Origin of the sequence: Streptomyces laculatispora (assembly GCF_017353455.1) — a bacterium.
Classification (GTDB): domain Bacteria; phylum Actinomycetota; class Actinomycetes; order Streptomycetales; family Streptomycetaceae; genus Streptomyces; species Streptomyces laculatispora.
In genome coordinates this window covers 1-17555 of sequence record NZ_JAFMPZ010000482.1, presented here as the reverse complement: position 1 = coordinate 17555, position 17555 = coordinate 1, and the positions used below count along the sequence as shown (strand labels likewise).

The 17555-nt window shown below is 71.1% G+C and carries 11 protein-coding genes and 1 pseudogene; 8 read left to right on the top strand and 4 right to left on the bottom strand.

Going from position 1 to position 17555, the window contains the following annotated elements:
- The 3 genes from J1C73_RS24065 to J1C73_RS24055 all read right to left on the bottom strand — a co-directional run.
- The coding region (locus J1C73_RS24065) for a hypothetical protein (RefSeq protein WP_242644625.1) at nucleotides 1–847 on the bottom strand (847 nt) is incomplete at its 3' end.
- 182 nt (nucleotides 848–1029) lie between these two features.
- Nucleotides 1030–2088, bottom strand: a complete 1059-nt coding sequence (locus J1C73_RS24060) for a metallophosphoesterase (RefSeq protein ID WP_207318252.1) — start codon at nucleotides 2086–2088, stop codon at nucleotides 1030–1032.
- Nucleotides 2089–2261: 173 nt separating this feature from the next.
- Entirely contained in the window at nucleotides 2262–3374 is a 1113-nt protein-coding gene (locus J1C73_RS24055) for a LacI family DNA-binding transcriptional regulator (protein ID WP_207318251.1), read from the bottom strand.
- Between the two features lie 371 nt (nucleotides 3375–3745).
- Here J1C73_RS24055 and hisC point away from each other — a divergent pair, with 371 nt between their 5' ends.
- From hisC to J1C73_RS24030, 5 genes are all read left to right on the top strand, one after another.
- The gene (hisC, locus tag J1C73_RS24050) at nucleotides 3746–4825 is read left to right on the top strand and encodes a histidinol-phosphate transaminase (protein WP_207318250.1); all 1080 of its coding nucleotides are present in this window, start codon (nucleotides 3746–3748) and stop codon (nucleotides 4823–4825) included.
- 318 nt (nucleotides 4826–5143) lie between these two features.
- Nucleotides 5144–6652: a cytochrome ubiquinol oxidase subunit I gene (locus J1C73_RS24045; protein WP_207318249.1), complete on the top strand. Its 1509-nt coding sequence runs from the start codon at nucleotides 5144–5146 to the stop codon at nucleotides 6650–6652.
- 18 nt (nucleotides 6653–6670) lie between these two features.
- Nucleotides 6671–7672: a cytochrome d ubiquinol oxidase subunit II gene (gene cydB / locus J1C73_RS24040; protein ID WP_123460483.1), complete on the top strand. Its 1002-nt coding sequence runs from the start codon at nucleotides 6671–6673 to the stop codon at nucleotides 7670–7672.
- A gap of 46 nt (nucleotides 7673–7718) precedes the next feature.
- Nucleotides 7719–11252, top strand: a complete 3534-nt coding sequence (cydD, locus tag J1C73_RS24035; protein ID WP_207318248.1) for a thiol reductant ABC exporter subunit CydD — start codon at nucleotides 7719–7721, stop codon at nucleotides 11250–11252.
- 72 nt (nucleotides 11253–11324) lie between these two features.
- Nucleotides 11325–13076, top strand: a complete 1752-nt coding sequence (locus J1C73_RS24030) for a GAF domain-containing sensor histidine kinase (protein ID WP_123460484.1) — start codon at nucleotides 11325–11327, stop codon at nucleotides 13074–13076.
- Nucleotides 13077–13171: 95 nt separating this feature from the next.
- Here the strand turns inward: J1C73_RS24030 and J1C73_RS24025 are convergent, their stop codons facing one another.
- Complete coding sequence (locus J1C73_RS24025; protein WP_207318247.1) at nucleotides 13172–14038, bottom strand: HAD hydrolase family protein; 867 nt, start codon at nucleotides 14036–14038, stop codon at nucleotides 13172–13174.
- Nucleotides 14039–14315: 277 nt separating this feature from the next.
- Between J1C73_RS24025 and J1C73_RS24020 the strand changes: the two genes are divergently transcribed.
- The 3 genes and pseudogenes from J1C73_RS24020 to J1C73_RS24010 all read left to right on the top strand — a co-directional run.
- Complete coding sequence (locus tag J1C73_RS24020; protein WP_307797785.1) at nucleotides 14316–15194, top strand: isocitrate lyase/PEP mutase family protein; 879 nt, start codon at nucleotides 14316–14318, stop codon at nucleotides 15192–15194.
- Between the two features lie 127 nt (nucleotides 15195–15321).
- Nucleotides 15322–15570: pseudogene (locus J1C73_RS24015) on the top strand (LLM class flavin-dependent oxidoreductase); the annotation flags it as partial.
- Between the two features lie 468 nt (nucleotides 15571–16038).
- On the top strand, nucleotides 16039–17555 hold a 1517-nt coding region (locus tag J1C73_RS24010; protein WP_278186624.1), incomplete at its 3' end, for an SNF2 helicase-associated domain-containing protein.

Here is a 17555-nt window from a genome sequence, read left to right as displayed (position 1 = left end):
GGACCTGCGCGCCACGGCCGCCGGTCCCGACCAGGACGCGGCCGGGGGAACCGGCGCCGACGACCCCAACCAGTCGGGCGCCGGCATAGGAGCCGTCGTCACCGTGCTGGCCCCGGTGCTGGCAGGCACGGCCGCGTTGATCTTCCTGCTGGTCGGTTACCTCCTGAAGATGCTCAGCCCGCCACCGTCCTTCGCGGGGACCATGGTCGGCGAGCGCGTCCCGCAGGAACGGCAGGATGCCCCGCTCCAGCAGTGCGTGCCGCCAGGCCTCCCGGGCGCGCGCCACGTCCTCCGGCAGTTCTTCGCCGGGGTCCTCGGCGGCCAGGGACGTGGAGCCGTTGCGCAGGGCGGCGATGAGGAGGCCGATGGCGGCGATCAGGATGGCGGCCGCGGTGAGCGCCGCGAAGACCCAGCCCGCGCCGACCATGGTCCCCGCGAAGGACGGTGGCGGGCTGAGCATCTTCAGGAGGTAACCGACCAGCAGGAAGATCAACGCGGCCGTGCCTGCCAGCACCGGGGCCAGCACGGTGACGACGGCTCCTATGCCGGCGCCCGACTGGTTGGGGTCGTCGGCGCCGGTTCCCCCGGCCGCGTCCTGGTCGGGACCGGCGGCCGTGGCGCGCAGGTCCTCGCGGGCCTTCACGTAGTGCTCGTACTCGGTGGCGGCCGTGGCGGTGATCAGGGCGGTGGCGGCCATCGCCATGGTGCGCAGCTGCACCGGGTTGAGCCGTTCGCCGACTGCGGCCAGATCCGGTCGTTCATGGGCGTGACGCAGTGCGTCGTCGAGGATCCGCTCGTACTCGGGGCGGTCCTCGGTCAGCAGGTGCGGAGCGCTGTTCATGTGCATCCCCCGATGCTCCGTAGGGCCTGTATGCCCGATATGACCGGGCAGTTGGGCGGAAACGGAGGAGAGCCTGCTACTGGTACGCCGATGGTAGAGCGCCCACGGCACAGGGTGACAGGGGGTTTCCGGAAATAGGCCCAGTGATCGGCACGGTCGAGTCGTTGATGCGTCTTCCCCGAAGACCGTCAGTCATGCAGCGGGAGTTGGACGACCAGTAGCTTTCCGGCCATGGTCACTCCGCCGTCCATGGCGATGGCGAGCCCGTCCGCGTACACATGGGGGCCGTCCACCCGCGGGTCGGCGCTGTCCTCGCCGTCCTCGGAGCCGACCTCGCCGAGCAGATACGGAATGGGGCTGTGGCCATGGACGACGCGTCGGCCGCCGTAGGCCGCCATCAGCTCCTGGACGGCCTGTGGACCCGCATCGTCGCGGAAGGCGAAGCGCTTGGTGAGCTTGCGGAAGAGGTCCCAGCACTCATCGGCGTCGTTCCGCGTCAGAATGGCGTGCACCGTGTCGTTGACGTCCTCGATGGTGGTGCCGTAGTCGAGGTACGCCGTCGTGTCCGAGTGCATCAGCAGATGCCCGTCCTCCTCGACGACCGCGTCGAGCCGGGACATCCACTGGAGGTGGACGTCCTGGAGCCGTTCCATATCGGTCTTCTGGCCGCCGTTGAGCAGCCAGGCGGCCTGGAAGGTGGCGGTGCCGGCGCCGGAGTTCACCGGAGTGTCGCCGAACCGCTTGGCGCCCAGGAGCAGCAGCTCGTGGTTGCCCATCAGCGCCTTGCAGTAGCCACCCGCGGCCGCGGCCTCGGCGGACAGCCGCATCACGAGGTCGATGACGCCGATGCCGTCGGGTCCGCGGTCGGTGAAGTCGCCGAGGAACCAGAGCCGCGCGTTGCCCGCGGACCAGTTGCCCTCGCCGTCGATCAGACCCTGTTCGGCGAGGGCGGCGTGGAGCTCGTCCAGATAGCCGTGGACGTCGCCGACCACGTACAGGGGGCCGAGCTCCGGATCCTGCGCGGGCCGCGGTTCGGGCACGGCCCGCACCCGGACGGTGTCCTCGCGGGTGATCACCGGAAGGTCGCGCTCGGTGGGGGTGTACCCCTCCGGCGCCTCACCTTCCGGGAAGGCGTTCCCCGGGTGCGGAGCCGCAGGCGGCGCCGGGGACTGCGCATAGGGCGGTACGCGGAAGTCGCGCAACGTCGCCGTCCGCACCGCGGGTTCCTGACCGGCCCCCTGTGTCATCGACCCCTCCACCACCGTCGCGCCGCCGTACACCTGACGGGCCCTGCTGGTCGGGGTGGTCCGCGGTGTCGTCCGCCCATCATAGGAATGCGAATCGTGCTCTGTGACGCACCAGGGGTGGTGAATCCGAACGCACGCCGGGTTCTCCGGTCGATTGATCCCGATTGGTCTGATCAATCCCTTGCCGGAGAGCGCGGCGCGCTGACCGTGGTGCGGGGCGGACGTCGTTGCGAGGAGGTCCGGACGATGAGCTCCGTCGGTATCACCTGCTCCACCGGGCCGTCCTGGTCGACGCCCTCGATGGCGTCGATGAGCAGTTGTACGACCGCCGTGCCGATTCTGCGCGGTTTGAGCGAGAGCGTGGTGATGGGCGGCTCGGTCGTCGCGTAGACGGTGGATTCGCTGCAGCAGACCAGCAGCAGGTCCTCAGGGACGCGCAGGCCGTACCGGCGGGCCGCCGCGAGCAGATCGGTGCCGTTGGGGTCGAAGAGCCCGTAGACGGCGTCAGGGCGGTCCGGACGGGCCAGCAGCCGGTCGGCGGCCACCGCACCCGCGCACGGGTCGTGGGCGGGGTAGGACTCGTACACCGGATCCTGGCCCACCCGCTCGCACCAGTGGAGGTACGCGGTGGTGGACAGCCGGGTGTACGTGTCGGTGGTGGTTCCGGTGAGCAGCCCGATGCGGCGGGCCCCGGCGGCGGCGAGGTGGTCGAGGAGATCGAGCACGGCTGCCCGGTGGTCGTTGTCGACCCAGGCGGTGACCGGGAGCGTCCCGGCCGGCCGGCCGTCGGAGACGACGGGCAGCCCCTGGCGGACGAGTTCGGTGACGACCGGGTCCTGGTCGGAGGGATCGATGACGACGGTGCCGTCGAGGGCGACGTTCGACCAGACGTCGTGGCGTGAGGTGGCGGGCAGGATGACGAGGGCGTAGCCGCGGGCCAGTGCGGCGGAGGTGGCCGCTCTGGCCATCTCGGCGAAGTACGCGAATTCGGTGAAGGTGAAGGGTTCGTCCCCGTAGGTCGTCACGGTCAGGCCGATCAGGCCGGACTTGCCGGTACGGAGGGTTCGGGCCGCGGCGGAAGGGCGGTAGCCCAAGCGCTCAGCGACCTCGCGGACATGGCGACGGGTGGCGTCCGGGAGCCTGCCCTTGCCGTTGAGCGCGTCGGAGACGGTCGTGATGGAGACTCCGGCGGCGGCGGCCACATCCCGGATTCCTGCTCGTCCCCGCCTGCCGCCGCGCCGGGGGGTCTCCGTCCGGCTCACCTGGTGCTTCCCTGCTGCTGTCATGGCGAGCCGATAGTAGGGCTCGCACGGGCCGTTGGTCTGATCGCATATGCACTCGTTGACAGGCACGTTTCTGCATGGTCATCAGCAGCCAATAGCCTTGTGAATCAAGGGTGTTATCGGGCGGGACCATCATGTGTCGGGTGTCGGACCGGATGGGCCTGCCGAACGGGCGATGTCTCGAAGAGGTCTCAACTCACCTCTTCGAGGGACGCGCGCCACGGAGTGAGCCACCGGCGCGCGCCAGGGAGAGGAGCGCTCCCCCTCATTCCGGGGCCTACCGGACGAATCCGCCGTCCTGCCATTCGCAGGGGCGCTCAATCCTCATAAGGTGAGCAGTATTGATGTGTACAGACGGTCGAGGAGGACCTGCGGTGAGCCAGACGAGCCCCAAGTTGCGCGCCGAGCTGGACGGCGTTCCCGCCTATGTGCCGGGCAAGCCGGCCGCGGCGGACGGACCGGTCGCGTTCAAGCTGTCCTCCAACGAGAATCCGTATCCGCCGCTGCCGGGGGTGATGGAGTCCGCGATGGCCGCGGCCGCGCACTTCAACCGCTACCCGGACATGGCCTGCACCGGTCTGATGAACGAGCTGTCCGACCGCTTCGGCGTGCCGGTCTCGCACCTGGCCACCGGCACCGGCTCGGTCGGTGTGGCGCAGCAGCTGCTGCAGGCCACATCGGGGCCGGGCGACGAGGTCATCTACGCCTGGCGCTCCTTCGAGGCGTACCCGATCATCACGCAGGTCAGCGGCGCGACATCGGTGAAGGTGCCGCTGACCGACGGTGAGGTGCACGACCTGGACGCGATGGCGGACGCGATCACCGACCGGACCCGGATGATCTTCGTCTGCAATCCGAACAACCCCACCGGCACCGTGGTGCGCAGGGCCGAGTTGGAGCGGTTCCTGGACCGGGTGCCGGGCGATGTGCTCGTGGTGCTGGACGAGGCGTACAAGGAGTTCATCCGCGACGCCGACGTGCCGGACGGCATCGAGATCTACCGGGACCGGCCCAATGTGGCGGTGCTGCGGACGTTCTCCAAGGCCTACGGTCTGGCCGGGCTGCGGGTCGGCTTCGCCGTGGCCCACGAGCCGGTGGCGGCCGCGCTGCGCAAGACCGCGGTGCCGTTCGGCGTCAGCCAGCTCGCCCAGGACGCGGCGGTGGCGTCCCTGCGTGCGGAGGACGAACTGCTGGGCCGGGTGGGCTCCTTGGTGTGCGAGCGCCAGCGCGTGCAGGAGACGCTGGTGCGACAGGGGTGGACGGTTCCGGAGTCCCAGGCGAACTTCGTCTGGCTGCGGCTGGGGGACCGTACCGCCGACTTCGCCGCGGTCTGCGAGAAGGCCGGAGTGGCGGTCCGGCCGTTCGCGGGCGAGGGCGTGCGGGTCACGATCGGCGAGGACGAGGCGAACGACCTGTTCCTGAAGGTGACGGAGTCGTACCGCAAGGAGCTGTAGCGGACACCGCCGGACGCGTCCGGCGGTCGTAGCCGTACGTATCCGCACGCGTCCGTATGAAGGAAGGCCCTGTACCTCGATCGCGAGGTGCGGGGCCTTCTGTGTGCCTCTGCCCAGGGCCGAAGCGATGTCTGCTTCGGGGGAAATGATCAGTACGTCCCCGGAGGGGTACCCCGGCCGAGAGTTCGATATGGGGGTGCGCCATAATTGCTTGTGAATGTGAACGCGTTCACAAGCATGTCCTGCTTCCTCCCCTGTTCAGTCGGATTCAAGGGACAAAATGCCGGTGCAACTACGGCGACGTAAGGAGAAGACGACGTGGAGCTAGCTCTGGCGCCGGAGACCCTGGCGCGATGGCAGTTCGGAACGACCACCGTCTACCACTTCCTCTTCGTTCCCCTGACGATCTCGCTCGCCGCGCTCACCGCGGGCCTGCAGACCGCCTGGGTGCGGACGAACAACGAGAAGTACCTCAGGGCCACCAAGTTCTGGGGAAAGCTCTTCCTGATCAACATCGCCATGGGCGTCGTCACCGGCATCGTCCAGGAGTTCCAGTTCGGCATGAACTGGTCGGACTACTCGCGGTTCGTCGGAGACATCTTCGGTGCCCCGCTTGCGTTCGAGGCGCTGATCGCGTTCTTCTTCGAGTCCACCTTCATCGGCCTGTGGATCTTCGGCTGGGACAAGCTGCCGAAGAAGATCCACCTCGCCTGCATCTGGATGGTCTCGCTCGGCACCATCCTCTCCGCGTACTTCATCCTGGCGGCCAACTCCTGGATGCAGCACCCGGTCGGCTACCGCATCAACAAGGATCGCGGGCGCGCGGAGCTCACCGACTTCTGGCACGTGCTCACCCAGAACACCGCGCTCGCCCAGTTCTTCCACACCATCACGGCGGCCTTCCTGGTCGGCGGGGCGTTCATGGTCGGCATCGCCGCCTTCCACCTGGCCCGCAAGAAGCACATCCCGGTGATGCGGACCTCGCTGCGGCTGGGGCTGGTCACCGTGGTGGCCGCCGGCCTGCTCACGGCCGTCAGCGGTGACCAGCTCGGCAAGGTGATGTTCAAGCAGCAGCCGATGAAGATGGCCGCGGCCGAAGCGCTGTGGGACGGGCAGAACTCCGCGCCCTTCTCGATCTTCGCGTACGGAGATGTCAGCAAGGGGCACAACTCCGTCGAGATCTCGATCCCCGGGATACTGTCCTTCCTCGCCGACGACAACTTCAACTCGTACGTCCCCGGCATCAACGACATCAACAAGGCCGAGCAGGAGAAGTTCGGGCCCGGCGACTACCGGCCCAACATCCCGGTCGCCTTCTGGAGCTTCCGGTGGATGATCGGCTTCGGGATGGCGTCCTTCGCCCTCGGAATCCTGGGACTGTGGCTGACCCGGAAGAAGTTCATGCTGCCACCGGGGATGCGGACCGGTGAGGACGAAGTGCCGCACCTGGTCCTGTTCAAGAACAAGGCGCTGAGCCCGAAGCTCGCCAGGTGCTACTGGATCGTCGCCCTGTGGACCCTGCTCTTCCCGCTGATCGCGAACTCCTGGGGCTGGATCTTCACCGAGATGGGCCGCCAGCCCTGGGTCGTCTACGGCGTGCTCCAGACCCGCGACGCGGTCTCCCCCGGCGTCTCGCAGGGTGAGGTGCTCACCTCGCTGATCCTCTTCACACTGCTCTACGCGGCGCTTGCCGTGGTCGAGGTCAAGCTGCTCGTGAAGTACATCAAGGCCGGGCCTCCGGAGCTCACGGACGACGACCTCAACCCGCCCACCAGGATCGGCGGCGACCATGACGACGCCGACCGGCCCATGGCCTTCTCCTACTGAGAGCACAGGAGCCGAGAGATGGAACTCCACGACGTCTGGTTCGTGCTCATCGCCGTCCTCTGGATCGGCTACTTCTTCCTGGAGGGATTCGACTTCGGGATCGGTGTGCTCACCAAGCTGCTGGCCCGGGACCGCAAGGAACGGCGGGTCCTGATCAATACGATCGGGCCCGTCTGGGACGGCAACGAGGTCTGGCTGCTCAGCGCCGGCGGAGCTACCTTCGCCGCGTTCCCCGAGTGGTACGCCACGCTGTTCTCCGGCTTCTACCTGCCGCTGCTGATCATCCTGCTCTGCCTGATCGTGCGCGGTGTCGCCTTCGAGTACCGGGCGAAGCGGCCCGAGGAGAAGTGGCAGACCAACTGGGAGAACCTGATCTTCTGGACCTCGCTGATCCCGGCCCTGCTCTGGGGCGTGGCCTTCGGGAACATCGTGCGCGGCGTGAAGATCGATGCGGACATGGAGTACGTGGGCAACTTCTGGGACCTGCTCAATCCGTACTCGATCCTCGGCGGGCTGGTCACGCTCTCCCTCTTCACCTTCCATGGGACGGTGTTCGCGGGGCTCAAGACGGTCGGGGACATCCGGGTCAGGGCGCGCGGGCTGGCCCTGAAGCTGGGTGCGGTCACCGCGGTGCTGGCACTGGGATTCCTGATCTGGACCCAGGCCGACAACGGGGACGGCTGGAGCCTGATCGCGATGATCATCGCTGTGGTGTCCCTGGTCGGGGCGATCGGCGCCGTCGCGGCGGGGCGCGAGGGCTGGTCCTTCGCCCTCTCCGGTGTGACCATCACGGCCGCGGTCGCGATGCTCTTCCTGACGCTCTTCCCGAACGTCATGCCGTCCTCGCTGAACGATGCCTGGAGCCTCACGGTCACCAATGCCTCGTCCACCCCGTACACGCTGAAGATCATGACCTGGTGCGCCGGGATCGCCACTCCCGTGGTGCTGCTGTACCAGGGCTGGACCTACTGGGTGTTCCGCAAGCGGATCGGTACGCACCACATCGCCGACGCCCACTGAACGCAGTGAGTGCCTTGACCGAGCCGAGCCCCATGGGGTGTTTCACGTGAAACCGATCGACCCGCGCCTGCTCCGCCACGCCCGTGCCACCCGCCACTTCCTGGTGGCTGTGGTGGTACTCGGCCTGGCCGGGGCGGCGCTGGTCATCGCCCAGGCCATGCTCGTCGCCGAAGTGGTGGTGGGCGGATTCGAGGACGGGCTCACCGGGTCGGGGCTGCGCACCCCACTCCTTCTTCTCGCCGCGGTCGCGCTCGGCCGGGCCCTGGTCTCCTGGCTCACCGAGCTGGCCGCCTACCGGGCCGGCGCGGCCGTCAAGTCGGAACTGCGTGGACGGCTGCTCGACCGGGCGGCGGCGCTGGGCCCGGAATGGCTGAGCGGGCAGCGCACCGGCTCGCTGGTGACGCTCGCCACCCGGGGGATCGACGCGCTCGACGACTACTTCGCGCGCTATCTGCCACAGCTGGGGCTCGCGGTGGTGGTCCCGGTGGCGGTGCTCGCCAGGGTCGTCACGGAGGACTGGATCTCGGCGGCGATCATCGTCGTCACCCTGCCGCTCATCCCGCTCTTCATGATTCTGATCGGCTGGGCGACCCAGTCGCGGATGGACCGTCAGTGGCGGCTGCTCTCGCGGCTCTCCGGGCACTTTCTCGACGTGGTCGCCGGGCTGCCGACGCTGAAGGTCTTCGGCCGGGCCAAGGCCCAGGCCGAGTCCATCCGCACCATCACCTCGCAGTACCGGCTGGCGACCGTGCGCACGCTGCGGATCGCCTTCCTGTCGTCCTTCGCCCTGGAGCTGCTGGCGACGCTCTCGGTGGCCCTCGTCGCCGTCACCATCGGCATGCGGCTGGTGCACGGCGAACTCGACCTCTACACCGGTCTGGTGGTGCTGATCCTCGCGCCGGAGGCCTATCTGCCGCTCAGGCAGGTGGGGGCGCAGTACCACGCCGCCGCCGAGGGCCTCTCGGCCGCGGAGGAGATCTTCTCGGTCCTGGAGACCGAGCCGCGTGCGGGCGGTACGCAGGAGGTCCCGACATCGCTGCGGCTGGAGCTGGAGGGCGTGACCGTCCGGCACGCGGGGCGCACCGAGCCCTCGCTCGCCGGGGCCTCGCTGGTGGTGGACGAGGGCGAGACCGTTGCCCTGGTCGGCCCGAGCGGCGTCGGCAAGTCCACCCTGCTGAACGTGGTGCTGGGATTCGCCGCACCCGACGAGGGGCGGGTGCGGGTCGGCGGCACCGATCTCGCGGACCTCTCCCCCGAACGCTGGCGCGAGCGGATCGCCTGGGTCCCGCAGCGCCCGCACCTCTTCGCCGGCACGATCGCGGAGAACGTACGGCTGGCCCGGCCGGAGGCGGACGACAGCGCGGTGACGGCCGCGCTGCGCGACGCCGGGGCGTACGACTTCGTGACGGAGCTGCCGGACGGCGCCGCCACCCTCCTCGGCGAGGACGGCTCGGGTCTCTCCGCCGGACAGCGGCAGCGTCTCGCGCTCGCCCGCGCGTTTCTCGCCGACCGGCCGGTGCTGCTGCTCGACGAGCCGACCGCGAGCCTGGACGGCGAGACGGAGGCGGGCATCGTCGAGGCGGTACGCAGACTGGCGGCGGGCCGGACCGTGCTGCTGGTGGTGCACCGGCCGGCGCTCCTGTCGGTCGCCGACCGGGTGGTGCGGCTGGAGCCGGGTGCGACGAGCGGACCGGCCGATTCGGCGGAGCCCGCGGTGTCCGCCCCGGTGCCGCGCCCGGCGGCCGCCCCCGATGACCTCACCGGCGACGGGGCGGGGCGGGAGCCCGAGGTGCTGCGGGACACCGCGGCCCGGACCGGGCACGTGCTGGCCCGGGTCAGGGAGGCCGCCGGGGCACAGCGCGGCCGGCTCGCGCTCGCGCTGCTGCTGGGCAGCCTCGCGCTCGGCTCGGCGGTCGGTCTCATGGCCGTCTCCGGCTGGCTGATTTCCCGCGCATCCGAACAGCCCCCGGTGCTCTATCTGATGGTCGCGGTGACGGCGACCCGCGCCTTCGGCATCGGGCGGGCGGTCTTCCGCTACGCCGAACGCCTCGTCTCGCACGACGCGGTGCTCAGGATGCTCGCCGAGCTGCGCGTCGCCGTTTACCGGGGCCTGGAGCGCATCGCGCCCGCAGGTCTGCGCCGGACCCGGCGCGGGGATCTGCTCTCGCGGCTCGTCGCCGATGTGGACGCCCTGCAGGACTACTGGCTGCGGTGGCTGCTGCCCGCCGGGACCGCGGTCGTCGTGGGAGCGGCAGCCGCCGGATTCACCGGCTGGCTGCTGCCGGAGGCGGGCGCCGTGCTCGCCGCCGGACTGCTGCTGGCGGGGGTCGGGGTGCCGCTCGTCAGCGGCGCCTGTGCCCGGCACGCCGAGCGGCGGCTGGCGCCCGCCCGCGCCGATCTGGCGACCCGGATCACCAACCTGCTCGGCGGGACCGCCGAACTGACCGTCGCGGGCGCGCTGCCCGGACGCTCGGCGAGGACCCGGGAGGCCGACGGCGTCCTCACCCGGATCGCCTCCCGGGCGGCGACCGCCACCGCGCTCGGCGGCGGGCTCACCGCTCTGATCGGCGGCCTCACCGTGGTCGCCGCCGCACTCGTCGCCCTACCCGCGGTGGCCGACGGACGGCTGGCCGGCGTGCAGCTCGCCGTCGTCGTCCTCACCCCGCTGGCCGCCTTCGAGGCCGTGACCGGTCTGCCGCTCGCCGTGCAGTACCGGCAGCGGGTCAGGCGGAGCGCAGAGCGGGTGTACGAGGTGCTGGACGCCCCGGTGCCGGTGTGCGAACCCGCCACCCCGGCCGAGGCGCCCGCATCGCCCTTCCCGCTGGAGGTGCGGGGGCTGTCGGCCCGGTACGCGGGAGCGCGGCACGACGCCCTGGACTCCGTGGACCTCACGCTGGAGGCCGGCCGGCGCATCGCGGTCGTGGGGCCTTCGGGTTCCGGGAAGACCACGCTCGCCCAGGTCCTGCTCCGCTTCCTGGACGCGCGGGCGGGGACGTACCGGATCGGCGGCGTGGAGGCGTCCGCGCTGGACGGGGACACGGTCCGGCGGTTCGTCGGGCTGTGCGCCCAGGACGCCCACATCTTCGACAGCTCCATCCGGGAGAACCTGCGGCTGGCCCGTACCGGAGCGACCGACGCGGAACTGCGCGGCGCCCTCGCACAGGCCCGGCTGCTCGACTGGGCCGAGGCGCTGCCGGAGGGCCTGGACACCCTCGTCGGCGAACACGGCGCCCGCCTCTCCGGCGGCCAGCGCCAGCGGCTCGCGCTGGCCCGGGCGCTGCTGGCGGACTTCCCCGTGCTCGTTCTGGACGAGCCCGCCGAGCACCTCGATCTGCCGACCGCCGACGCCCTGACCGCGGACCTGCTGGCGGCCACCCGGGGACGTACGACGGTGCTGATCACCCACCGGCTCGAAGGCCTGGACGCGGTCGACGAGGTGGTGGTCCTGGAAGCGGGCGCTGTGGTGCAGCGGGGCCCGTACGCGGCACTCGTGGCGGTGGACGGTCCGCTGAGCCGGATGCTGGCGCGCGAGCGCGAGACCGTACGGGAGCCGGGCGAGGTCCTGGATGCACGGGTCTGAGGCCTGCGGGTCCGAGGTGTCCGAACTGATTCCCGACTTTCCCCAATAAAAGGGACTAACTACGCTCTGGGTATGTCAGAGCAGGGCCCCAAGCACCCGAAGCACCCGAAGGACTCGACGCATCCGGCGCACCCGAAGGACTCGCTCGAAGCCGCGACGGAGGCGACCCGCAGTCTGCAGGGCCTGTCCACCGAACTCACCGCCCGCGTGCCGCAGCTGCTGGAAGCCATGCGCTCCGTCGGCACCGGGCTCGAACTGCACACCACCCTCGACCGGATCTGCGAGACGGCGGCCGAGCTGGCCCACGCCCGCTACGCGGCCATCGGCGTCGTGGACGAGGAGGGCAAGGGGCTCTCGGACTTCGTCACCTACGGAGTCCCGGAGTCGGTCGCCACCGAGATCGGCCACCGGCCGGACGGCCACCGGGGTCTGCTCGGCGCCCTGATCCACGACCCCCGCCCCGTGCGGCTCGCCGATCTGACGGCCGACCCGCGGTTCGCCGGATTTCCGCCGGGCCATCCCCCGATGCGGACCTTCCTCGGCGTACCGATCCGGGTGCAGGGCGAGATCTTCGGCAATCTCTATCTGGCCGAGAAGGACGGCGGGGGTGAGTTCACCGACTACGACCTGCACATGGTCCGGGTGCTGGCCACCGAGGCGGGCATCGCCATCGGCAATGCCCGGCTGTACGAGGCCGCCCGGCAGCGAGAGCGGTGGATCGACGGCTCGGTGGCCGTGACCACCGCCCTGCTCTCCGGCGGGGACGCCGACGACGCGCTCGCGGTCGTCGCCGAACAGGCCCGCCATCTCGCCGCCTCCGACGCCGGGATCGTGTTGCTGCCGGCCGAGGAGGGAGGCCTGGAGATCGTCGCCGTGTCCGCGGAGGAACCGGTGGCGGCGCTCGGGGTGATCATCCCGGCGCAGAGCCCGATCGTGGGGATGCTGCTGGGCGGCGAGGCCGTCTTCGTGGACGATTCGGCCACCGATCCCCGCATGGTCACCAGGCTGGCGGACCGGTTCGGGCCGAGCATGCTGCTACCGCTGCACAGCGGGGGCCGGGTGCTCGGCGCGCTCGTCACCCCGCGGGCCCGGGGCGGCCGGCCGTTCACGGAGACGGAGCGGACCCTCGCCGCCCAGTTCGCCTCACAGGCCGCGCTGGCGCTGATGATGGCCGAGGCGCAGCGGGACCGGGAACGGCTCGCGGTCTACGAGGACCGTGACCGGATCGCCCGGGACCTGCACGACCTGGTCATCCAGCGGCTGTTCGCCACCGGGATGATGCTGGAGAGCGCCCAGCGCCGGTCGGACGTGCCGGAGGTGCAGACCGGCGTCGGCCGGGCGGTCGACGAGCTGGACGTGACCATCCAGGAGATCCGTACCGCCATCTTCGCGCTGCAGCAGGAGCCGGCCGAGGCGCCGTCCGGGCTGCGCACCCGGGTGCTGCGCGAGATCAACATGGCGGCGGTCCCGCTGGGTTTCAAACCGTCGCACCGCTTTCTCGGCCCGGTCGACTCCCTGGTCGGCGAGCTGACCGGCAAGAACCTGATCGCGGCGCTGCGGGAGGCGCTGTCCAACGCCTTCCGGCACGCCGTCGCGTCCCGGATCGACGTGGTCGTGGACGCGACCGCCACGCTTCCCGACGGGCGGGACGCGGTACGGCTCACGGTCGCCGACGACGGTGTGGGCATCCCGCCGGGCGGCAGGCGCAGCGGGCTGCGGAACCTGGCCCGCCGGGCGGAGTCGCTCGGCGGGGCCAGCTGGTTCGGGCCCGGCATCGGGGAGGACGGCGGCGGTACGACGGTGGTGTGGCAGGCACCGCTCTGACGCCGCGCGAGTCGTGCCGTGCGAGTCATGCCGCCCGAGCCGTGCCGCGCGAAATGCCGCGCGGCATCAGCGGCGTACCCGTGGGTCGCGCCGGTTCAGCGCTCCGTGCGGGACAGGATCCGCTCGGCGATGATCCGCTCGATGACGACGGCGACGCCGTCCTCGTTGTTGGTGACCGTACGGCCGGTGGCCGCCGCCAGGGCGGCCGGGTGGGCGTTGCCCATCGCGTACGAGGTGCCGGCCCAGCTCAGCATCTCCACGTCGTTGGGCATGTCGCCGAACGCGACGACCTCGGCGGGGGAGATGCCGCGCTCGGCGCAGCAGAGCTCCAGCGTGCTGGCCTTGGAGACGCCCGGTCCGCTGACCTCCAGGAGGGCGGTCGGGCTGGACCGGGTGAAGGAGGCCCGCTCGCCCGCGGCCGTCCGGGCCAGGGCGAGGAAGTCGTCCGGGGTCAGCTCGCCGTGGTGGGCGAGGAGCTTCAGCGCGGGGGCGCCGGTGCCCGGTGCCTCCTCGTGGAGCAGCTTCTCGGCGACGGCCACGGTGGCGCCGGGATCGAGGTGGAAGGGCGGGTAGGCCGGCTCGTAGTGGATACCGGTGGCCAGTTCGACCGCGAAGGAGGTGCCGGGCGCGGCCGCGCGCAGGGTGTGCACGACGTCGAGGGCGGTCTCCCGCTCCAGGGCGCGGACCTTCAGCAGCCTGCCGCCGTCGTGCAGGTCGGCGACGGCGGCGCCGTTGGCGCAGATCGCCAGGCCGTGGCCGTGGACGTGGTCGCTGACGACATCCATCCAGCGGGCGGGGCGGCCGGTGACGAAGAAGACCTCGATCCCGGCCTCCTCGGCGGCGGCGAGCGCCGCGACCGTACGGTCCGAGACGGTCTTGTCGTCCCGCAGGAGGGTGCCGTCCAGATCGGTGGCGATCAGCCGGGGAGCGGCAGGAAGAGGGGAATCGGTAGCTGAGGTCACCGCTCCATTCTCGCGTACCGGGGTGCACGGGCGTGCGCAGGGGCGCACATCTGAGTACGCACGCTTCTGAACAGGAGAACATTCCTTTGGCATATGCCGACGGATTCACCTGCGTCGCGACCGGGGGATTGCCTGCCGGACGCCGGCACGGCTGCTTCCCGGACCTGCCCGCCGGCCGGCCGATGTGCTGATTTCATCGGTCGGTGACGGCGCCCGTGCCGCGCGTCGGCGGGATGTCCCGCCGAGAAGATCCGCGTACCTGATGGGGAGAGTGAAAGTGCCACTGTCTGTGAGCGAACTGCGGTCCAGGGGTGCCGCGTTCCGGGACCTGCACAACGGACCCGAACCCTTCGTGATCCCCAACCCGTGGAACGCGGGCACCGCCCTGATTCTGGCCGGGCTCGGCTTCCCGGCGCTCGCGACGACCAGCGCCGGTCTCGCCGTCACCCTCGGTCTGCCGGACGGCGCCGGTCTGCTGGACCGCGACATGGTGCTCGCGAACGCCCGCGAGATCGTTGCCGCGACGCCGCTGCCGGTCTCCGCCGATCTGGAGAGCGGATTCGCCGGGACCCCGGAGGGCGTCGCCGAGACCATTCGCGCGGCGGCGGACGCGGGACTGGTGGGCGGCTCGGTCGAGGACGCGACGGGACGGCCGGGCGATCCGGTCCGTCCGCTCGCGGAGGCGGTGGACCGGGTGGCGGCGGCGGTGGAGGCCGCCCGCGGCCTGCCCTTCCCGTTCACCGTCACCGCACGCGCGGAGAACTTCCTCTACGGGCGCCCCGACCTCGACGACACGATCCGTCGTCTGCGGGCCTATGAGGAAGCGGGCGCCGACGTCCTCTACGCGCCCGGACTGCCGTCGGCCGAGGCCGTGCGCGCCGTGTGCACCTCGGTCGGGCGGCCGGTCAACGTCCTCGCGGGGAGCGGGCAGCCGACGTTGGACGTGGCCGCGCTCGCGGCCTGCGGGGTGCGCCGGATCAGCCTCGGTTCGACGCTGTCCCGGGCGGCGCTGGGCGGATTCGTCCGGGCAGCCCGTGAGGTGCTCGATCACGGGGCCTTCGGTTTCGTGGAGGAGGCCCCGGCCTACGCAGACGTGAACCGGTGGATGACGCGTCCGCCCGTACCCCGGCTCCCGGATACCGACGCCAGGAAGTGAGCGCCCACCACCGCGCCCACCACCGCGCCCACCACCGCGCCCATCACCGCGGCCACCGGCTCCGCGCCGGTACCGCGGCTGGACAGGTGGCCTCGGACGACAGAGCGGCGGGACGTAGGCTCGGGGCATGAGTCTGCGCCTGAGCACCGTGATCCTGCCTGTCGACCGCTGGCACGGGGGAGGCCGGGCGAAGTGGCAGCGTGCCGAGGAGCTCGGCTTCCACGCGGCGTACACCTACGACCACCTCTCCTGGCGCACCTTCCGCGACGGCCCTTGGTTCGGTGCTCTGCCCACCCTCACCGCCGCCGCCGCGGCGACCACCCGCCTGCGCCTGGGAACCCTCGTCACCTCAGTCAAGCCTTTTTCGCCTATCACGGCCTGAGCTACGAGGATTCCCTTCGGTCGGCGAGCACAGTTGCCCGGTCGGATATCGAAGAGCCGTACACGGCCGCCGCACGGGTGGGCCATGTCGTCGACGCCGAGGCCGACATGGCAACCGTGCCCGGTCGGCGCAGTGCCATCTCGGACGGTCGCGTACGTGGCAGTCGAGGCACGTTCACCCGTGCATGGCTGACCTCCCTGACGCTGTTCGCTCTGATGACGAAATCGGCGCCCAGGGCGGACGTGGACCGGGCCGCGGTGATCCTCCGCCTGACACATACGGTGCCTGCGGTAGGAGTCCCGTTCCCACCCGTGAAGGCATGGCCAGGGCTTGCCGGTGGGTGACAGCACGTGGTGGAGTCCGGTGGTGGGCGGGGCCACCTTCGGGAGCCCCCGGATGGCGCTAGGACGGAAACGAGTGGCACGGGTCGTCGTACGAGAAGTGAGCACGGGCTCGGGCGTGATGAGCGCATCACCGCTTGCCGCACCCGATGCGACCGCGTGGGCGCGGGAGCTTCTCGACAGGGGCTGGGCGGCGGTGTTCCTGCCCGGAGAGCCGGCCCGCCTCGGGCGGCTCCTGCTGTGGCAGCCCGCCGGGGCGGTCGCCGGGGGCGGTGACGTGCCGGCGGGTGTGGAAACCGACTCGGTGGAACTGGTGCTGCCGCATGGCCGCTCGGTCAGACGACGCAGGGTGGACGGCTACGCGCTGCCGGTCGCGGTCGCCGTGTCCGCTCTGACCGGGGCTCAGCCACCGCACCCGTCCGCCGCAGCCTGGCAGGGCGCCGCCTGTTTCGCCCTGCGGCTGCTCGCCGACGGCCGCCTCCACCCGGCCCTCACTCCGGCCGGTTACGACACCTGGCGGGCGGGCCCCTTCACCGCTGCCCAGCGGCAGGCACTGGACGCCCTCGCCGCAGCCTTCCCACCCCATGCCCACTGCCTTCCCGAGCCCAGCCCGCCTCCGGTACGCATCGCCGAACCGGCCGCGCTGGTCCGCCAGTTCTGCGACGCGGTCGCCGACGACCTGGTCCGTACTCCGGCCGCGCCTCTCGCCGTGGGAGCGGTGCCGTACGTCTGGCGCGATACCCGGGCCGTGCCCGCGCTGCGCGATTGGGCCGAGGAGACCGCTGCCGCGTTGACCGCCGAGGTCGGCGTCTCGCTGCGTGTCGACGTGCCCGAGGGTCGACGACGGCAGTTCCGGGCCGTCCTTCAACTGCGCACCGCGGCGGATCCGGCGCTCGTCGTGGAGGCCGCACGGCTGTGGAGCGAGCCCGGTGAGGTGGAGAGGCTGCTCGGCCCACGCGCCGAAACCGAGACACTGCTCGCGCTGCGCCGCGGTGCCCGCGTCTGGCCCCCGCTCCAGCGACTGCTGGCGGACGCCGCTCCCGAACAGCTCCGGCTGACCGACGACGAAGCCTTCGACCTGCTGGGCGAAGCAACCGACGCGCTGCGTGCGGCCGGTATTGTCGTGCACTGGCCGCGCGCACTGGTCAAGGCGCTCACCGCGACTGCGGAGATCGGGCAGCGCACCGCTCCCGGTTCCAGCGCCGGCGGTCTGCTCGACGCCGACACCCTGCTCGACTTCCGCTGGCAGGTCTCGCTCGGCGGCGAACCTCTCACCGAGGCCGAGATGAATGCCCTCGCCGAGGCGCGCCGCCCTCTGATCCGGCTACGCGACCAATGGGTCGTCGCCGACCCGAAGCTGGTGGCCCGCGCGAAGCGCCGCCGGATGGAACCGCTCACCCCTATGGAGGCGCTGAGCGCCGCTCTGACCGGTGAGGTGGAGAGGGACGGGGAGACGTTCGTCAGCGAGGCCGTCGGCGCGCTCGGCGATCTTGTCACCCGGATCCGTGATCCCGAGTCCCGCACTCCCGCAGCCCAGCCCGCCGCTCTCGAGGCCACGTTGCGCGACTACCAGAAGCGGGGACTCGCCTGGCTGGCCGAGATGTGCGAACTCGGCCTCGGCGGCTGCCTCGCCGACGA